13 protein-coding genes and 1 pseudogene are annotated in these 13,706 nt (G+C 71.3%); 9 read left to right on the forward strand and 5 right to left on the reverse strand.

What is annotated here, in order from left to right:
- Positions 1-18 precede the first annotated feature (18 nt).
- From ABXS86_RS05855 to ABXS86_RS05885, 7 genes and pseudogenes are all read left to right on the forward strand, one after another.
- Complete coding sequence (locus ABXS86_RS05855) at positions 19-1,530, forward strand: ABC transporter substrate-binding protein (protein WP_353665915.1); 1,512 nt, start codon at positions 19-21, stop codon at positions 1,528-1,530.
- Positions 1,527-2,477 (forward strand): ABC transporter permease, encoded by a 951-nt coding sequence (locus tag ABXS86_RS05860; RefSeq protein ID WP_353665916.1) that lies wholly within the window; start codon positions 1,527-1,529, stop codon positions 2,475-2,477. Before ABXS86_RS05855 ends, ABXS86_RS05860 begins: the two co-directional genes overlap by 4 nt.
- Entirely contained in the window at positions 2,474-3,343 is an 870-nt protein-coding gene (locus ABXS86_RS05865) for an ABC transporter permease (RefSeq protein ID WP_144828696.1), read from the forward strand. Before ABXS86_RS05860 ends, ABXS86_RS05865 begins: the two co-directional genes overlap by 4 nt.
- Positions 3,340-4,116: pseudogene (locus ABXS86_RS05870) on the forward strand (ATP-binding cassette domain-containing protein); the annotation flags it as partial. The gene ABXS86_RS05865 and the pseudogene ABXS86_RS05870, both read left to right, overlap by 4 nt.
- Before the next feature lie 215 nt (positions 4,117-4,331).
- Entirely contained in the window at positions 4,332-5,123 is a 792-nt protein-coding gene (locus ABXS86_RS05875; protein ID WP_307209844.1) for an ABC transporter ATP-binding protein, read from the forward strand.
- A gap of 258 nt (positions 5,124-5,381) precedes the next feature.
- Positions 5,382-6,440: a M4 family metallopeptidase gene (locus ABXS86_RS05880; protein ID WP_353665917.1), complete on the forward strand. Its 1,059-nt coding sequence runs from the start codon at positions 5,382-5,384 to the stop codon at positions 6,438-6,440.
- Positions 6,427-6,765, forward strand: coding sequence for a protealysin inhibitor emfourin (locus tag ABXS86_RS05885; RefSeq protein ID WP_307209842.1), 339 nt, complete (start codon positions 6,427-6,429; stop codon positions 6,763-6,765). Before ABXS86_RS05880 ends, ABXS86_RS05885 begins: the two co-directional genes overlap by 14 nt.
- 197 nt (positions 6,766-6,962) lie before the next feature.
- Here ABXS86_RS05885 and ABXS86_RS05890 read toward each other — a convergent pair whose 3' ends face one another.
- The 3 genes from ABXS86_RS05890 to ABXS86_RS05900 all read right to left on the reverse strand — a co-directional run bounded on the left by ABXS86_RS05890 (position 6,963) and on the right by ABXS86_RS05900 (position 8,887).
- The gene (locus ABXS86_RS05890; RefSeq protein WP_144828708.1) at positions 6,963-7,577 is read right to left on the reverse strand and encodes a GNAT family N-acetyltransferase; all 615 of its coding nucleotides are present in this window, start codon (positions 7,575-7,577) and stop codon (positions 6,963-6,965) included.
- Positions 7,578-7,718: 141 nt separating this feature from the next.
- A complete protein-coding gene (locus tag ABXS86_RS05895) occupies positions 7,719-8,405 on the reverse strand; it encodes a uracil-DNA glycosylase (protein WP_353665918.1) in 687 nt (228 codons plus the stop codon).
- On the reverse strand, positions 8,402-8,887 hold the full coding sequence (locus ABXS86_RS05900; RefSeq protein ID WP_307209836.1) for a phosphoribosyltransferase: 486 nt from the start codon (positions 8,885-8,887) through the stop codon (positions 8,402-8,404). The genes ABXS86_RS05895 and ABXS86_RS05900 overlap by 4 nt, the downstream gene beginning before the upstream one ends.
- A gap of 97 nt (positions 8,888-8,984) precedes the next feature.
- Between ABXS86_RS05900 and ABXS86_RS05905 the strand changes: the two genes are divergently transcribed.
- Complete coding sequence (locus ABXS86_RS05905) at positions 8,985-10,481, forward strand: MFS transporter (RefSeq protein WP_353665919.1); 1,497 nt, start codon at positions 8,985-8,987, stop codon at positions 10,479-10,481.
- A gap of 32 nt (positions 10,482-10,513) precedes the next feature.
- Here the strand turns inward: ABXS86_RS05905 and ABXS86_RS05910 are convergent, their stop codons facing one another.
- A complete protein-coding gene (locus ABXS86_RS05910; protein WP_353665920.1) occupies positions 10,514-11,284 on the reverse strand; it encodes an SDR family oxidoreductase in 771 nt (256 codons plus the stop codon).
- Positions 11,285-11,440: 156 nt separating this feature from the next.
- Here ABXS86_RS05910 and ABXS86_RS05915 point away from each other — a divergent pair, with 156 nt between their 5' ends.
- Complete coding sequence (locus tag ABXS86_RS05915; RefSeq protein ID WP_251504379.1) at positions 11,441-12,763, forward strand: bifunctional o-acetylhomoserine/o-acetylserine sulfhydrylase; 1,323 nt, start codon at positions 11,441-11,443, stop codon at positions 12,761-12,763.
- A gap of 135 nt (positions 12,764-12,898) precedes the next feature.
- On the opposite strand, the gene ABXS86_RS05920 is transcribed toward ABXS86_RS05915, so the two are convergent.
- On the reverse strand, positions 12,899-13,597 hold the full coding sequence (locus ABXS86_RS05920) for an SDR family NAD(P)-dependent oxidoreductase (protein WP_353665921.1): 699 nt from the start codon (positions 13,595-13,597) through the stop codon (positions 12,899-12,901).
- Between the last annotated feature and the right edge of the window lie 109 nt (positions 13,598-13,706).

The raw sequence follows: 13,706 nt of genomic DNA on the forward strand, positions 1-13,706 counted from the left end.
GCGAAAGGACACCCCGCAATGCTGCGCCGCACCGCCCTCGCCACGAGCGCGCTCCTCATCGGAGCTCTTCTGCTCACCTCGTGCACCGGCACCGACACCTCCCCCGCCCCGACGGGTGAAGCCGACCCGAACGCCACCCTCACGGTGGGTCTGAGCCTCGAGCCGACCAACCTCGACATCCGCCACACCAGCGGCGCCGCGCTCGAGCAGGCGCTCATCGACAACGTCTACCAGGGTCTGGTCACCCGCAACGGCGACGAGAACAACGCGATCGTCCCCGCCCTGTCGACCGCGTGGACGATCTCGCCCGACGGCCTCACCTACACCTTCACCCTGCGCGAGGGCGTGACCTTCCACGACGGCAGCGCGCTGACCGCCGACGACGTCGTCACCTCCCTGCAGACGACGAAGGACGACGCCACGATCCAGAACAGCGCCGACCTGGCGAACGTGGCATCCATCTCCTCCCCCGACGCCTCGACCGTCGTCGTCACCCTCGCGCAGCCGAACATCGACTTCCTGTTCGCCCTCACCGGCCGCGCGGGGCTCATCTTCAAGAACGGCGACACGACCAACTTCCAGACCTCGGCCAACGGCACCGGTCCCTTCCGCGTGGAGTCCCGCAACGTCGGCCAGAGCGTGACGCTCGCGCGCTACGACGGCTACTGGGGCGACAAGGCCGGCGTGGCCGAGGTCGTGCTCGACTACATCCCCGACCGCAACGCCGCCGTCAACGCCGCCGTCGCCGGCGACCTCGACGTCCAGCTCGAGGTCGACCCCGAGCTGCGCGGACAGATCGACGGGACGAACAACTTCACGATCGATTCCGGTCTCACCACCGACAAGGGCACGCTCGCGTTCAACAACGCCAAGGCCCCGCTCAATGACCAGCGCGTGCGCGAGGCGCTGCGCCTGGCGATCGACCACGACGCGCTGATCCAGACGCTCGGCTCGGGCGAGACCCTGTCCGGCCCGATCCCGCCGCTCGACCCCGGGTACGAAGACCTCTCGGGCAGCATCTCGTACAACCCCGACCGCGCGCGCGAACTGCTCGCGCAGGCCGGCGCCGAGAACCTCAACCTCACGCTGACGATCCCCAACGTCTACCCCGGCTCGATCTCGACCTTCCTCGTGTCGTCGTTCGCCGACGTGGGTGTCACCCTGCAGGTCAAGCAGGTCGACTTCACGGCCTGGCTGCAGGACGTCTATACGAACAAGGACTACGACCTCAGCTTCGTGCGCCACGTCGAGGCCCGCGACTTCGGCAACTGGGCGAACCCCTCGTACTACTTCGGCTACGACAACGCCGAGGTGCAGGGCCTCTACGCCCAGGCGCTGGCGACCACCGACGAGCAGCAGTCCTCCGACCTGCTCGCCGAGGCCGCGCGCATCGTGAGCGACGACGACGCCGCCGACTGGCTGTTCCTCTCGACGCCGCTCACCGCGGTCGGCACGAACGTGGCGAACTTCCCGAAGAACTCCCTCAACGTGCGACTGCCGCTGTCGGCTGTGACGGTCGCGTCGGAGTGATCCGTTACGCGCTGACACGGCTGGGCCTGCTCGTTCTGGGCCTGGCCGTGGCCAGCGTGCTGATCTTCGTCTCGCTGCGGGTGCTCCCCGGCGACGTCGCGCAGGTGATCGCCGGGACCCAGGCCACCCCCGAGCAGATCGCCGCCCTGCGCGCGAGCCTCGGACTCGACGCTCCCCTGTGGACGCAGTACGCCGACTGGATCGGCGGTCTGCTGCGCGGCGACCTCGGCACCTCTCTGCTCACGGGGACGTCGGTGAGCGCCGAGCTGATCGACAAGGCACGGGTCACCGTGCCCCTGTCGATCATGTCGCTGACGATCGCGCTGCTGATCGGCATCCCGTTCGGCGTGCTCTCCGCCCTCGGGCGTCGTCGCGCGGCGGGTGCGGCCCTCAGCGTCGCCGCGCAGGCGTTGGCGGCGGTGCCGGTGGTGTGGGCGGGACTCATGCTCGTGGTGGTGTTCGCCGTCTGGCTCGGGTGGTTGCCGCCCCAGGGCTTCCCGCGCGCGGGGTGGAACGACCCCGCCGCGGCGTTCCGCGCCCTCGTGCTGCCCGCGCTGACCATCGGTGTGATCGAGGGGGCGATGCTGCTGCGGTTCGTGCGCAGCGCGACACTGCAGGCGATCGGCCAGGACTACGTGCGCACGGCCGCCGCGAAGGGCCTGACCCGCACGCGCGCTTTGCTCAGCCACGGGCTGCCCAACGTGGGGCTCTCGGTCATCACGGTGCTGGGGCTGCAGATCGCGGGGATCATCGTGGGAGCCGTGGTCATCGAGCAGCTGTTCACGCTGCCGGGCGTGGGCCGCATGCTCGTCACCGACGTCGCCTCGCGCGACCTGCCCAAGGTGCAGGGCGAGCTTCTCGCGGTGACCGGCTTCGTGCTCGTCGTGGGCTTCGTGGTCGATCTCGCGCACCGCCTGATCGACCCTCGACAGAGGGAGGCCGAGTGAACACCCTGAAACGCCTCTGGGGGCTGGGCACCGGCCGCTTCGGGCTCGTGATCGTGCTGCTCGTGCTGCTCGCTGCCGCAGTCTCGCTCGTGTGGACACCGTTCGACCCCGCCGCCGTCGACGCCCGCGCGCGGTGGACCGATCCGTCGTGGCCCCACGTGCTGGGCACCGACGACAGCGGCCGCGACATCGCCAGCCTTCTGCTCGCCGGCGCCCGCACGACGGTGGTCGTCGCGGTCGGGGCGGGAGTCGTGGCATCCGTCATCGGCATCGCCCTCGGCGCGCTCGGCGCGCTCACGACTCGGTGGGTGCGCGAGAGCGTCTCAGTGCTCGTCGACATCCTCATCGCCTTCCCGGTGCTGATCATCGCGATGATGATCTCGGCCGTGTGGGGCGGGTCGCTGTTCGTGGTCATCTGGTCGGTGGGCATCGGGTTCGGCGTCAACGTCGCCCGCGTCACCAGGCCCGAGCTGCGCCGCGTGCTGCACAGTGACTTCGTGCTCGCCGGGCGGGCGAGCGGGCTCTCGACGTGGCAGAACCTCACGCGCCATCTGCTTCCCAACGTCGCGCCCGTGTTCATCGTGCAGCTGTCGTGGGGCATGGCCGTGGCTGTTCTCGCCGAGGCGGGACTGTCGTACCTCGGTTTCGGCGCCCCCGTCACGCAGCCGTCGTGGGGCGTGCTGCTGAACAGCTTGCAGCCCTACATCGCCGTGCACCCGCTGACGGTGGTGTGGCCGGGCCTGGCGATCACCCTGACCGTGCTCGGACTCAACCTGCTGGGCGACGCCCTGCGCGAGGCGGCCGACCCGACGCTCGCCGAGCGCGCGCCGTCGGCACGGACGCACGTTCCGGGGGTGGTCGCATGAGCCTCGAGGTGACCGACCTGCGCATCGAGATCGGCGGCCGGGCCGTCGTCGACGGCATCTCGTTCGCGGTGCCCGACGGCGCACGCGTGGGGCTCATCGGCGAGTCAGGCTCGGGCAAGTCGCTGACCGCCCTCGCCATCCTCGGGTTGCTGCCCGACGGGGCCGTGGCCTCCGGCAGCGTGCGGTGGAACGACCGCGAGATCCTCGGACTCCCCGACCGCGAGCTCGCGCGCCTGCGCGGCGACGACATCGGCATCGTCTTCCAGGAGCCCCGCACGGCGCTGAACCCCATCCGCACGGTGGGCAGACAGATCGGCGAGTCGGTGCGGATCCACGAGAAGGTGTCGAAGCGCGAGGCCCTCGCCCGCGCGGTCGTCGAGGCCGAGCGCGTGGCCCTCCCCGACCCCGAACGCCTCGTCTCGCGCTACCCGCATCAGCTCTCCGGCGGCCAGCGTCAGCGCGTCGCGATCGCGATGGCCCTCGCGTGCCGCCCGCGCCTGCTCATCGCCGATGAGCCGACCACCGCCCTCGACGTCACGATCCAGGCCGGGATCCTCTCTCTGCTGCGCTCCCTCGTGCACGACGCGGGCATGTCGCTGGTGTTCATCACGCACGACCTCGCGGTGCTCGCGCAGGTGGCCACGCACGCCGTCGTGCTCGAGCACGGCCGCGTCGTCGAACAGGGCGCTGTCGAGGCACTGCTGCGCGCGCCGTCGTCGCCCGTCACGCAGGCCCTGCTGCGCGATGCGACCGCGACGCTGTGGCATCCGGAGACCGGCACCCCCACCGCGATCCCGGATGCCGCGACGCCCCGGCCGGCGCGGGGCTCGGCCGAACGGCATCCGGAATCGACCCCGGATGCCGCGGACCAGGGCTCCGCGCCGGATGCGGGCGCTCGTCGTCCCGACGCGACCCCGGCGGGTCCGGCCGCCGCCCAGGATGCCGGCCGGCGGCCGCCCGAGACCGGGCCGGACGAGGAGGACACGCCGTGAGCGAGACGCTGATCCGAGCGCGGGGAGTGTCGCGCACCTACCCCGCGCCGCGCGGCAAGGGGTTCGGCCGCCCCGAGCGCACTGTCGGGCTGAGCGACGTCGACGTCTCGGTGCGGGAAGGCTCCGCCGTCGGGATCATCGGCGAATCGGGCTCGGGCAAGTCGACGCTCGTGCGCCTGCTGCTCGGACTCGACGTGCCCACCGCCGGCACCATCGAGGTCGAGGGACGCCCCGTGGATGCGCGCGGATCTGCGCGCTCGCTGCACTGGCTGCGCCGCACCACCGGCATCGTGTTCCAAGACCCGTACGCCTCGCTCGACCCGCGCATGAACGTCGAGCGCATCGTCGGCGAGCCGCTGTGGGCGCTCGGGATCGAGGGCGACCGCCGTGCCCGCGTGCGCGAGGTGCTCGAGCAGGTGGGCCTCGAGGCCGATATGGCCGCGCGTTTCCCGCACGAGTTCTCGGGCGGTCAGCGCCAGCGCATCGCCCTGGCGCGCGCGATCGTGCATCGGCCGCGGATCCTCGTCGGCGACGAGCCGCTCTCGGCCCTCGACGTCACGGTGCGCGCGCAGATTCTGCGCCTGCTGGCGCGTCTGCGCACCGAGGAGCAGCTGACCCTCGTGCTCGTCTCGCACGACATCGGCGTGGTGCAGAACGTGTGCGACCAGGTCGTCGTGATGAAAGACGGTCGCATCGTCGAGCAGGGGCCCACCGAGAAGGTGCTGTTGCAGCCGCAGGCGGCGTACACGCGGCAGCTGCTCGCGTCGATTCCGACACTGCCGGCCTGACGCTCCGCCGCGGCGGTGGCACTGGCGCTGCCGGGACTGACGCTGTCGGGATCGGTGCGAGGGCCGCGATCGCCGCGAGGTGCCGGTCACGAGAACAGGAAGACGTCGCCGGAACAGGCGGTTCCGGCGCGGATCGTCCTGTTCTCGGCGCCGTTCCTGTTCTGGTGACGGATGCCGGCGGCCCGGCCGTTCGGGACAGTCGCGCACGCGCCGATCAAGGGATCCCGCGATGTCGGAGGTCGGCGCTACCCTCGGCGCATGACCCCCGGTATCGTCCCCCCGTTCCTGCTCGACCGACTCGCCTCCACCGATGACCCGCGCATGGCGCGGGCCGCCGAGGCGGCGCGAAAGACCCTCGCCGTGCCGCGCCCGGCACGACCGACACGGTCGCGCCTGCGACTGTCGATCGAGGGCGACACCCTCGTGGCAGAGACCGGGCCGGCGCCCGATCGCATCATCTCCGACGCGGCGAACACCGAGAACCTGCCGGGCCGTCGCGTGCGCAGCGAAGACGACGCCCCCTCGGGCGACACCGCCGTCGACGAGGCCTACGACGGCCTCGGCGAGACCTATGACTTCTTCTGGGACGCCTTCGCCCGCGACGGCATCGACGCCGCCAGCGGGTCGCTGCTGGCCACCGTGCACTTCGGCGACGACTACGACAACGCGTTCTGGAACGGCGAGCGCATGGTCTTCGGCGACGGCGACGGCGACGTGTTCGTCGGGTTCACGCGGTCGCTCAGCGTGATCGCGCACGAGCTCGGTCACGGCGTCACCGAGGCCTCCGGCGGGCTCGAGTACCAGGGGCAGTCGGGCGCGCTCAATGAGTCGCTGTCCGATGTGTTCGGCGCCCTCGCCGAGCAGCACCACCTCCGTCAGAGCGCCGACGAGGCGTCGTGGCTCATCGGCGAGGGCATCTTCGCCGCCGCCGTGCAGGGCGAGGCCCTGCGCTCGATGAAGGCGCCGGGCACCGCCTACGACGACGACGTGCTCGGCACAGACCCGCAGCCGGCGCACATGCGCGACTACGTCGAGACGAGCGACGACAACGGCGGCGTGCACATCAACTCCGGCATTCCCAACAAGGCCTTCTACCTCGCCGCCACCGCCCTCGGCGGGTTCGCGTGGGAGCGCGCCGGCCTCATCTGGTACCGCACGATCACCGCCGGCACCCTGTCGCCCACCGCCGACTTCTCGGCGTTCGCGACCGCCACCCTGTCGGCTGCGGCCAGCGAGTACGGTGAGGAGTCGGAGGAGGTCGCCGCCGTCCGCGCCGCGTGGGCCGGGGTCGGCGTCGAGGAGGATGCCGCAGCCTGACACCGAAGACGACACCGAGAGCGCGGGGCGCTTCGTCGTCCTCGTCGTGCGCTCGGGCGGTCTCGCGGGCCTGACGAAGCAGTGGCGGGCCGAGCCCGACCCCGCGGGTGCCCCGCATTGGCGCGCGCTGGTCGAGAGCTGTCCGTGGGACGCCGCCGCCGAGCCCTCCCCCGGAGCCGACCGCTACAGCTGGCGCATCGAGGTGCACCACGGCGACAAGGCCGTGCACGAGGTGCGCCTCGGCGACACCCAGGTCGCGGGCCCCTGGCGCGCGCTCGTCGACGAGGTGCGCCGCGTCGCGCCCGCGACGCCGGTTCGCCGGTAGCCGCTGGCTCAGCCCCCTCGCATCAGAGGTCCCCGAGCGTGTCGACGGGGCCGGTACCCGCTCGGCGACCGGCGGCTTCGACAGGCTCGGCCACCTCACACGCGGCAACCAGAGGCTTCGACAGGCTCAGCCACCTCGCACGCGGCGACCGGTCGCTTCGACAGGCTCAGCCACCTCGCATGCGGCGGCGGAGCGGGTCAGCCGAACAGCCGCCGACGGGGCTTCTTCTTCGAGGGGATGCTTTTCTGCAGGTACACCACGCCCAGCCAGCGCCCGAACTTGAAGCCGACGCGTCCCATGCGTCCGACCTCGGTGAAGCCGAGCTTCTCGTGCAGCGCGATCGAGGCATCGGCGCCCTTGTCGCTGATCGCGGCGACCATCTCGCGGATGCCGAGCTCCTGGCAGGCCGCCAGCAACGCCTCGAGCAGCGCGCGACCGAGCCCCTTGCCCGCGGCCGCCTGACCGAGGTAAATCGAGTTCTCGACCGTGTAGCGGTACGCCGACTTCGACTGCCACGGCTGCACGAGGGCGTAGCCGAGGATCTGTCCGCTCGGCGACTGCGCCACGAGGAACGGCAACCCGAGCTTGTCGAGCGTGGCGTACTTGTCGCGCCACTTCGCGATCGACCACGCCTTCTCGTCGAAGGTCACCACGGAGTTGCGCACGTAGTAGTTGTAGATCTCGCGGATGTCGGGGATGTCGGCGGGGGTGGCCGGACGGATCTCGTACGAGAACGGACGCTCGGGCGCGGGCGTCTTGCGCAGGTGCGCGGGCAGACGGCGACGGCTCTTCTCGTACTCCTCTTCCAGCACCCCGCCACTCTACGGGCGTCGCCGTTTCGCGCGTGTGACGTCGCGCGTGCGTCGACGAGGCCGGATGCCGGGACCCCGGCCCGACGAGTCAGTCGCCGCCCGCGGCATCCGCTCGCTCCGATCAGAGCGTCGGGGCCCCGCTTACGCCGGAATGCGCCAGTCGACCGCGTCGGCACCCTGCTCCTCGAGCAGCGCGTTGACGCGCGAGAAGGGACGGGAGCCGAAGAAGCCGCGGCTGGCCGACAGCGGCGAGGGATGCGGAGACGTCACGATCGCGGTGTCGCCGAGCAGCGGCGCGAGCCCCTGGGCGTCCTTGCCCCACAGCACCGCCACGAGCGGGGCGTCGCGCGCGACGAGGCAGCGGATCGCGTGCTCGGTCACGCGCTCCCAGCCCCAGCCGCGGTGCGAGGCCGGAGCGCCGGGCGCCACGGTGAGCACGCGGTTCAGCAGCATGACCCCCTGCGCCGACCAGGCCGAGAGGTCGCCGTGCGCGGCCGGGGCGATCCCGAGATCGTCGGAGAGCTCGCGGTAGATGTTCGACAGGCTGCGCGGCAGCGGACGCACGTGCGGATCGACCGCGAACGACAGGCCGATGGGGTGCCCGGGCGTGGGATACGGGTCCTGACCCACGATGAGCACGCGAACCGCCTCGAGCGGCGTGCGGAACGCGCGCAGCACGAGATCGCCCGCCGGAAGGTACGGCGCGCCCTCCGAGCGGAGCCTCTCGCCGAGCGCGGCGATGTCGGCGGCCACGGGTTCGAGGGGCTGCACCCACGAGCGATCGATCAGACCGGCATCCGCCAGCTCGGTCAGCGTCTTGGCGCTCACGCCGCGTCTTCCTCCTGCACGGAGCCGAGGTGCGACCAGGGGAACTCGATCCACAGCGAGGTGTCTCGCCACGAGAAATCGGGCGCGATGATCGTCGTGGGCTTGGTGTAGATCACCGCGGAGCGGACGTCCGCACCGTGACGGTTCAGCAGCTTGACGGCGAGATCGAGCGTGCGGCCGCTGTCGGCGACGTCGTCGACGAGCAGCACGCGCCGGCCGGAGAGGTAGGTCAGATCGAGGGCGGGCGGGAGCACCTCCGGAGCGTCGAGCACGGTGCCGACACCGGTGTAGAACTCCACGTTTAGCGCTCCGCAGTTCTTCGCGCCGAGGCCGTAGGCGATCGCGCCACCCGGGAGGAGTCCTCCGCGTGCGATGGCGACCACCACCTCGGGCTCGAACCCGTCCGCGACGATCGCGCGCGAGATGTCTCTCGTGGCGGCACCGAACTCGTCCCAACTCAACCGTTCGCGTTCCTCAGCCACGCGGGCCCCTCTCGTCGTCTCCGCTCACTTTAGAGCCCCGTCGAGACCCCTCCGCACGGCGTCCGACGCCGTCGCCGGGCGGTGCTACTCTCGCGCCATGTCGCGCGTCTCCGGCGCGGTCTCACGGGTGCGGTCGTCCGCGCTGGGCGTGACCGCGGGCTTGATCGGTTGGTTCGTGCTGGTGGAGCTCGCCAGCGGGATCCTTCAGGGTTTCTACATCCCCCTGCTGCCCGATATCGTGACGCACCTCGGCATCCGCGACGCCGACGTCAACTGGTTCGAGGCGGCGCAGCTGCTGCTGGGAGCTCTCGTGCTCCCCGTGCTCGCCAAGCTCGGCGACATGTTCGGACACAAGCGGATCCTGCTCTTCTCCGCGATCGCCACGGCGGCGGCGAGTTGGGCGCTGGTGTTCGCCGACTCGTTCGCGACCTTCCTCGTCGCGTGGGCGTTCCAGGGGCTGTACATCGTGTGGCTGCCCCTGGAGATCGCGTTGATCTTCGATCGCGGTCGACGACAGGAACGCGGGATCTCGCGGACCCGCCGCGCCGCGGGCCTCCTGGTCGTCGGGCTTCAGCTCGGCGGCATCGTCGGGGCGCTCATCGCCGGTCGAGTCTTCGCCGCGACCGGCGGCGACCTGAAGCTGTCGCTGATCATCCCGCCCGTCGTCGTCACCCTCGTCTGTCTCGCCATCTGGCTGGGCGTGCCGGAATCCGAGCCCGTGGCCGGGGAGCGTCGACTCGACGTGCGCGGGTTCGTCATCCTCGCCGGGGCCCTGCTATGCATCACGGGCGCCCTCTCGTTCGTCCGCCTTCCCGCCGGCCCCGGCCCCGTCGTCATCGTCGGGCTGCTGATCGTCGGCGTGATCCTGGGCATCCTCTTCGTACGATTCGAGCTGCGGCAACGAGACCCCGCGATCGACATCCGCATGCTCCGACGCCCCGAGATGTGGCCCGTGCAAGCCACCTCCTTCCTCGTCGGCATCAGCCTGCTCGGCGCCCAGGGGCCCCTCGTCACGTATGCCGGCACCGACCCCGCCCTCGGCTACGGACTCGGACTCGACGCAACGCAGCGATCAAACGTCGTCGGCGCCTACCTGCTCTCGCTGATCGTCGGGGCGGTGCTGTTCACCGTCACCTCCCGCCGAGCCAGCCCCCGCGTCGTGCTCATCGGTGCAGCCGCTCTCGTCGGCATCGGGTACGCGCTCCTCCTGCCGCTGCACGACGAGCTGTGGCAATTCCTCGCCAGCCTGTCGATCGCCGGAATCGGCGCGGGTGCACTCGTCGCCGCGATGCCCGCCGCCGCGGCCGCGGCCGCACCGCGTGGGCAGACCGGCGTCGCCTCGGCGACGACGAACACGACCAAGACCATCGGCGGCACCATGTCGTCGGCGATCTTCGGCGTGGTGCTGGCCGGCGGTGCGGGCACGGCGCTGGGCACGGCCGCCCCCTTCGCGGGGTACGTCGCGGTGTGGGTCATCTGCAGCGCGGGAGGCGTGCTGGCCGCGGTGCTGCTGTTCTTCGTGCCGAAGGTGGCGTTCGCGGATGCCGCCGAGGCCGAGGTCGCAGCCACCGCAGCCCGCGGCGACGTCGCCTGAGCCCGCGGCATCCGCCCCCGGACGGCGAGCGGTCAGCGGGTCTTCAGCGGACCCCGCGCCAGCAGGTGCTGCGCCGACTGCGCGACGGGGCGCACCGTGACCAGGTCGAGGTTGACGTGGCCCGGCGCGTCGAGCGCGTAGGCGATCACGTCGGCCACGTCATGGGCCGACAGGGGCGCCTCGACGCCCTCGTAGAGCTTGTCGGCGGCGTTTTTGTCTCCGCCGAGGCGGTTGAGCGTGAACTCCTCGGTGCGCACCATGCCCGGGGCGATCTCGATCACGCGGAGGGGTTCGCCGTTGAGCTCCTGGCGCAGCGCGTGCACGAGCATCGCCTCACCCGCCTTCGCGGCGTTGTACCCGCCGCCGCCGGGGTAGGCCGTCTGCGCGGCCGTCGAGGTGACGAAGAGCAGGTCGGCGTGGCCCTCGTGGTCGGCCGCGCGGCGCAGCTGCGGGAGGAGGGCCGCGGTCAGCCGCTGGCTCGAGAGCACGTTCGCCTCGAACATCCAGCGCCAGTCGTCGGCCGCGCCGTCTTCGATGCGGTCGCTGCCGCGCGCGCCGCCGGCGACGTGCACGAGGGCGTCGACGCCGCCCGTCTCATCGAGCCACGCCGCGAGGGAGGCGACGGCGTCGGCATCGGTGAGGTCGGCCGCGTGAGCCACGATGCCGGTCTCGGCCTCGAGCGCGTCGAGACGCTCGGCCCGACGGGCGACGCCCACGACCTCCCATCCGCGCTCGCGGAGCAGGCGTGCTGTCGCCTCTCCGATTCCCGAACTGGCCCCGGTCACCACTGCACGTCGCGTCATGGCATCCACGCTAGCGCCCTCCTCCGACACCGCCGTCCGCGTCGTGCGGGGCGCTGTTACGGCCTGTGTCCGGGGCGCTTGTCGGTGTCTGAGGTCATCCCTACGCTCGCAGCAGGCCATGGCGACCGCCCGGCCTCCAGAAGCTGAGGAGCAGTCATGTCGGCACCCGAGAACTGGCGTTTCGAGACCAAGCAGATCCACACGGGCGCTCAGCCCGACCCGGTGACCAAGGCCCGCGCCACCCCGATCTACCAGACCACCTCGTACGTGTTCGACAACGCCGACCACGCCGCGAACCTGTTCGCGCTGGCCGAGTTCGGCAACATCTACACGCGCATCCAGAACCCCACGCAAGACGTCGTCGAGCAGCGCGTCGCGGGCCTCGAGGGCGGCACCGGCGCCCTCCTCGTCGCCAGCGGCCAGGCGGCCGAGACCTTCGCCGTGCTCAACATCGCGCAGGCGGGCGACCACATCGTCTCGTCGAGCTCGATCTACGGCGGCACCTACAACCTCTTCAAGTACACCCTCGCCAAGCTCGGCATCGAGACGACCTTCGTCGAGAACCAGGACGACCCCGAGGAGTGGCGCGCGGCGGTGCGCCCGAACACCAAGCTGTTCTTCGCCGAGACCATCGGCAACCCCAAGATCAACGTGCTCGACATCCGCTCGGTCGCCGACATCGCGCACGAGGCCGGCGTGCCGCTCATCGTCGACAACACGATCGCGACCCCGTATCTCATCCGCCCCTTCGAGCACGGCGCCGACATCATCGTCCACTCGGCGACCAAGTTCCTCGGCGGGCACGGCACCACGATCGGCGGCGTCATCGTCGACGGCGGCACCTTCGCGTGGTCGGAGCACTCCGACCGCTTCCCGGGCCTCACGACCCCCGACCCCTCGTACCACGGCGCCGTCTACACCCAGGCGGTCGGCGACGGCCTCGCCTACATCATCAAGGCGCGCGTGCAGCTGCTGCGCGACCTCGGCGCCTCGATCGCCCCGCAGAGCGCGTGGCAGCTGATCCAGGGCATCGAGACCCTGTCGCTGCGCATCGAGCGCCACGTGCAGAACGCGCAGGAGATCGCGGAGTGGCTCGAGTCGCACCCCGACGTCGCGACCGTGAACTACTCGGGCCTGCCGACCTCGCCCTGGTACGCCGCGGCCAACAACTACGCCCCCAAGGGCGTCGGCGCGGTGCTGTCGTTCGAGCTGAAGGGCGGCGTCCAGGCGGGCCGCGAGTTCGTCAACTCGCTGAGCCTGTTCAGCCACCTCGCCAACATCGGCGACGTGCGCTCGCTCGTGATCCACCCGGCATCGACCACGCACTCCCAGCTCACGCCCGAGCAGCAGCTCACCGCCGGTGTGACCCCGGGCCTGGTGCGCCTGTCGGTGGGGCTCGAGAACATCGACGACCTCAAGGCCGACCTCGACCAGGCCCTCGCCGCCGCGCGTCGCCTGTCCGAGGCCGCCCGCGCCTGAACCGCACACGCCGAACGCCCCGTCCCGGTCCGCCGGGTCGGGGCGTTCGCGCGTATGCGGACTCGCGTGAGGGGCCGGAATGTGTCGCCCAGCCGCGCGCGAGGCGACAGGAACCGACCCCTCACGCGGAGGCGGTCACACCTTCTGTCGCGGCCGCAGGCTGCCCAGACCCCCGTCGACACCGAGCACCTGGCCGGTCATCCACGCGTTCTCGGGCGCGAGCAGGAACTCCACGGCGCGCGCGACGTCGTCGGGCTCGCCGAGGCGACCGAGCGGGTGCATGGCCTCCGACACCTTGCGCGACATGTCGCTCGCGGTGAGCTTCTCGGTCAACCGCGTCTGCACGAGGCCCGGGGCCACGGCGTTCACGCGCAGCCCGTGCGCGGCGTAGCTCGCGGCGGCCGACAGCGTGAGGCCGATGACCCCGGCCTTCGCGGCGGCGATGCCGTCGTGGTTCGGAAGACCCGCGAGGGCCGCCGCCGACGACACCAGCACCACCGCTCCCCCGTCGCGCATGTGCGATCCTGCGGCGCGGACGGCGGCGAACGCCGTGGTGAGCGAGGCCGCGATGAGCTCGTCGTACTGCTCGCGCGAGGTGAGGTGCGCGGGCTTGAGCAGCATCGAACCCGCGAGCACCGCGATGCCGTCGAGCTCGCCCGCCTCGCCGACGACCCGGTCGACGGCGTCGAAGTCGGTGGCATCCAGGGTGAAGTCGGGTTCGATCCGCGAGGAATCCCGCGCGGTGGTCACGACACGGTGTCCCGCGCCCTGCAGTCGTTTCGCCGTCGCCTGACCGATATCGCTCGAGGCCGCGATGAGGAGGAAGTTCGCCATGCCGGGATCATGACGACCGCACCCAGGAGAAAACGGGTTCTTGACAACCCTTGTCGACGTGCTGCGGAACCGTAACAGTCCGGTCGACCCCTCCGACACCGGAGAGAAT

This window comes from Microbacterium sp. che218, from assembly GCF_040436305.1.
GTDB lineage: Bacteria > Actinomycetota > Actinomycetes > Actinomycetales > Microbacteriaceae > Microbacterium > Microbacterium algihabitans.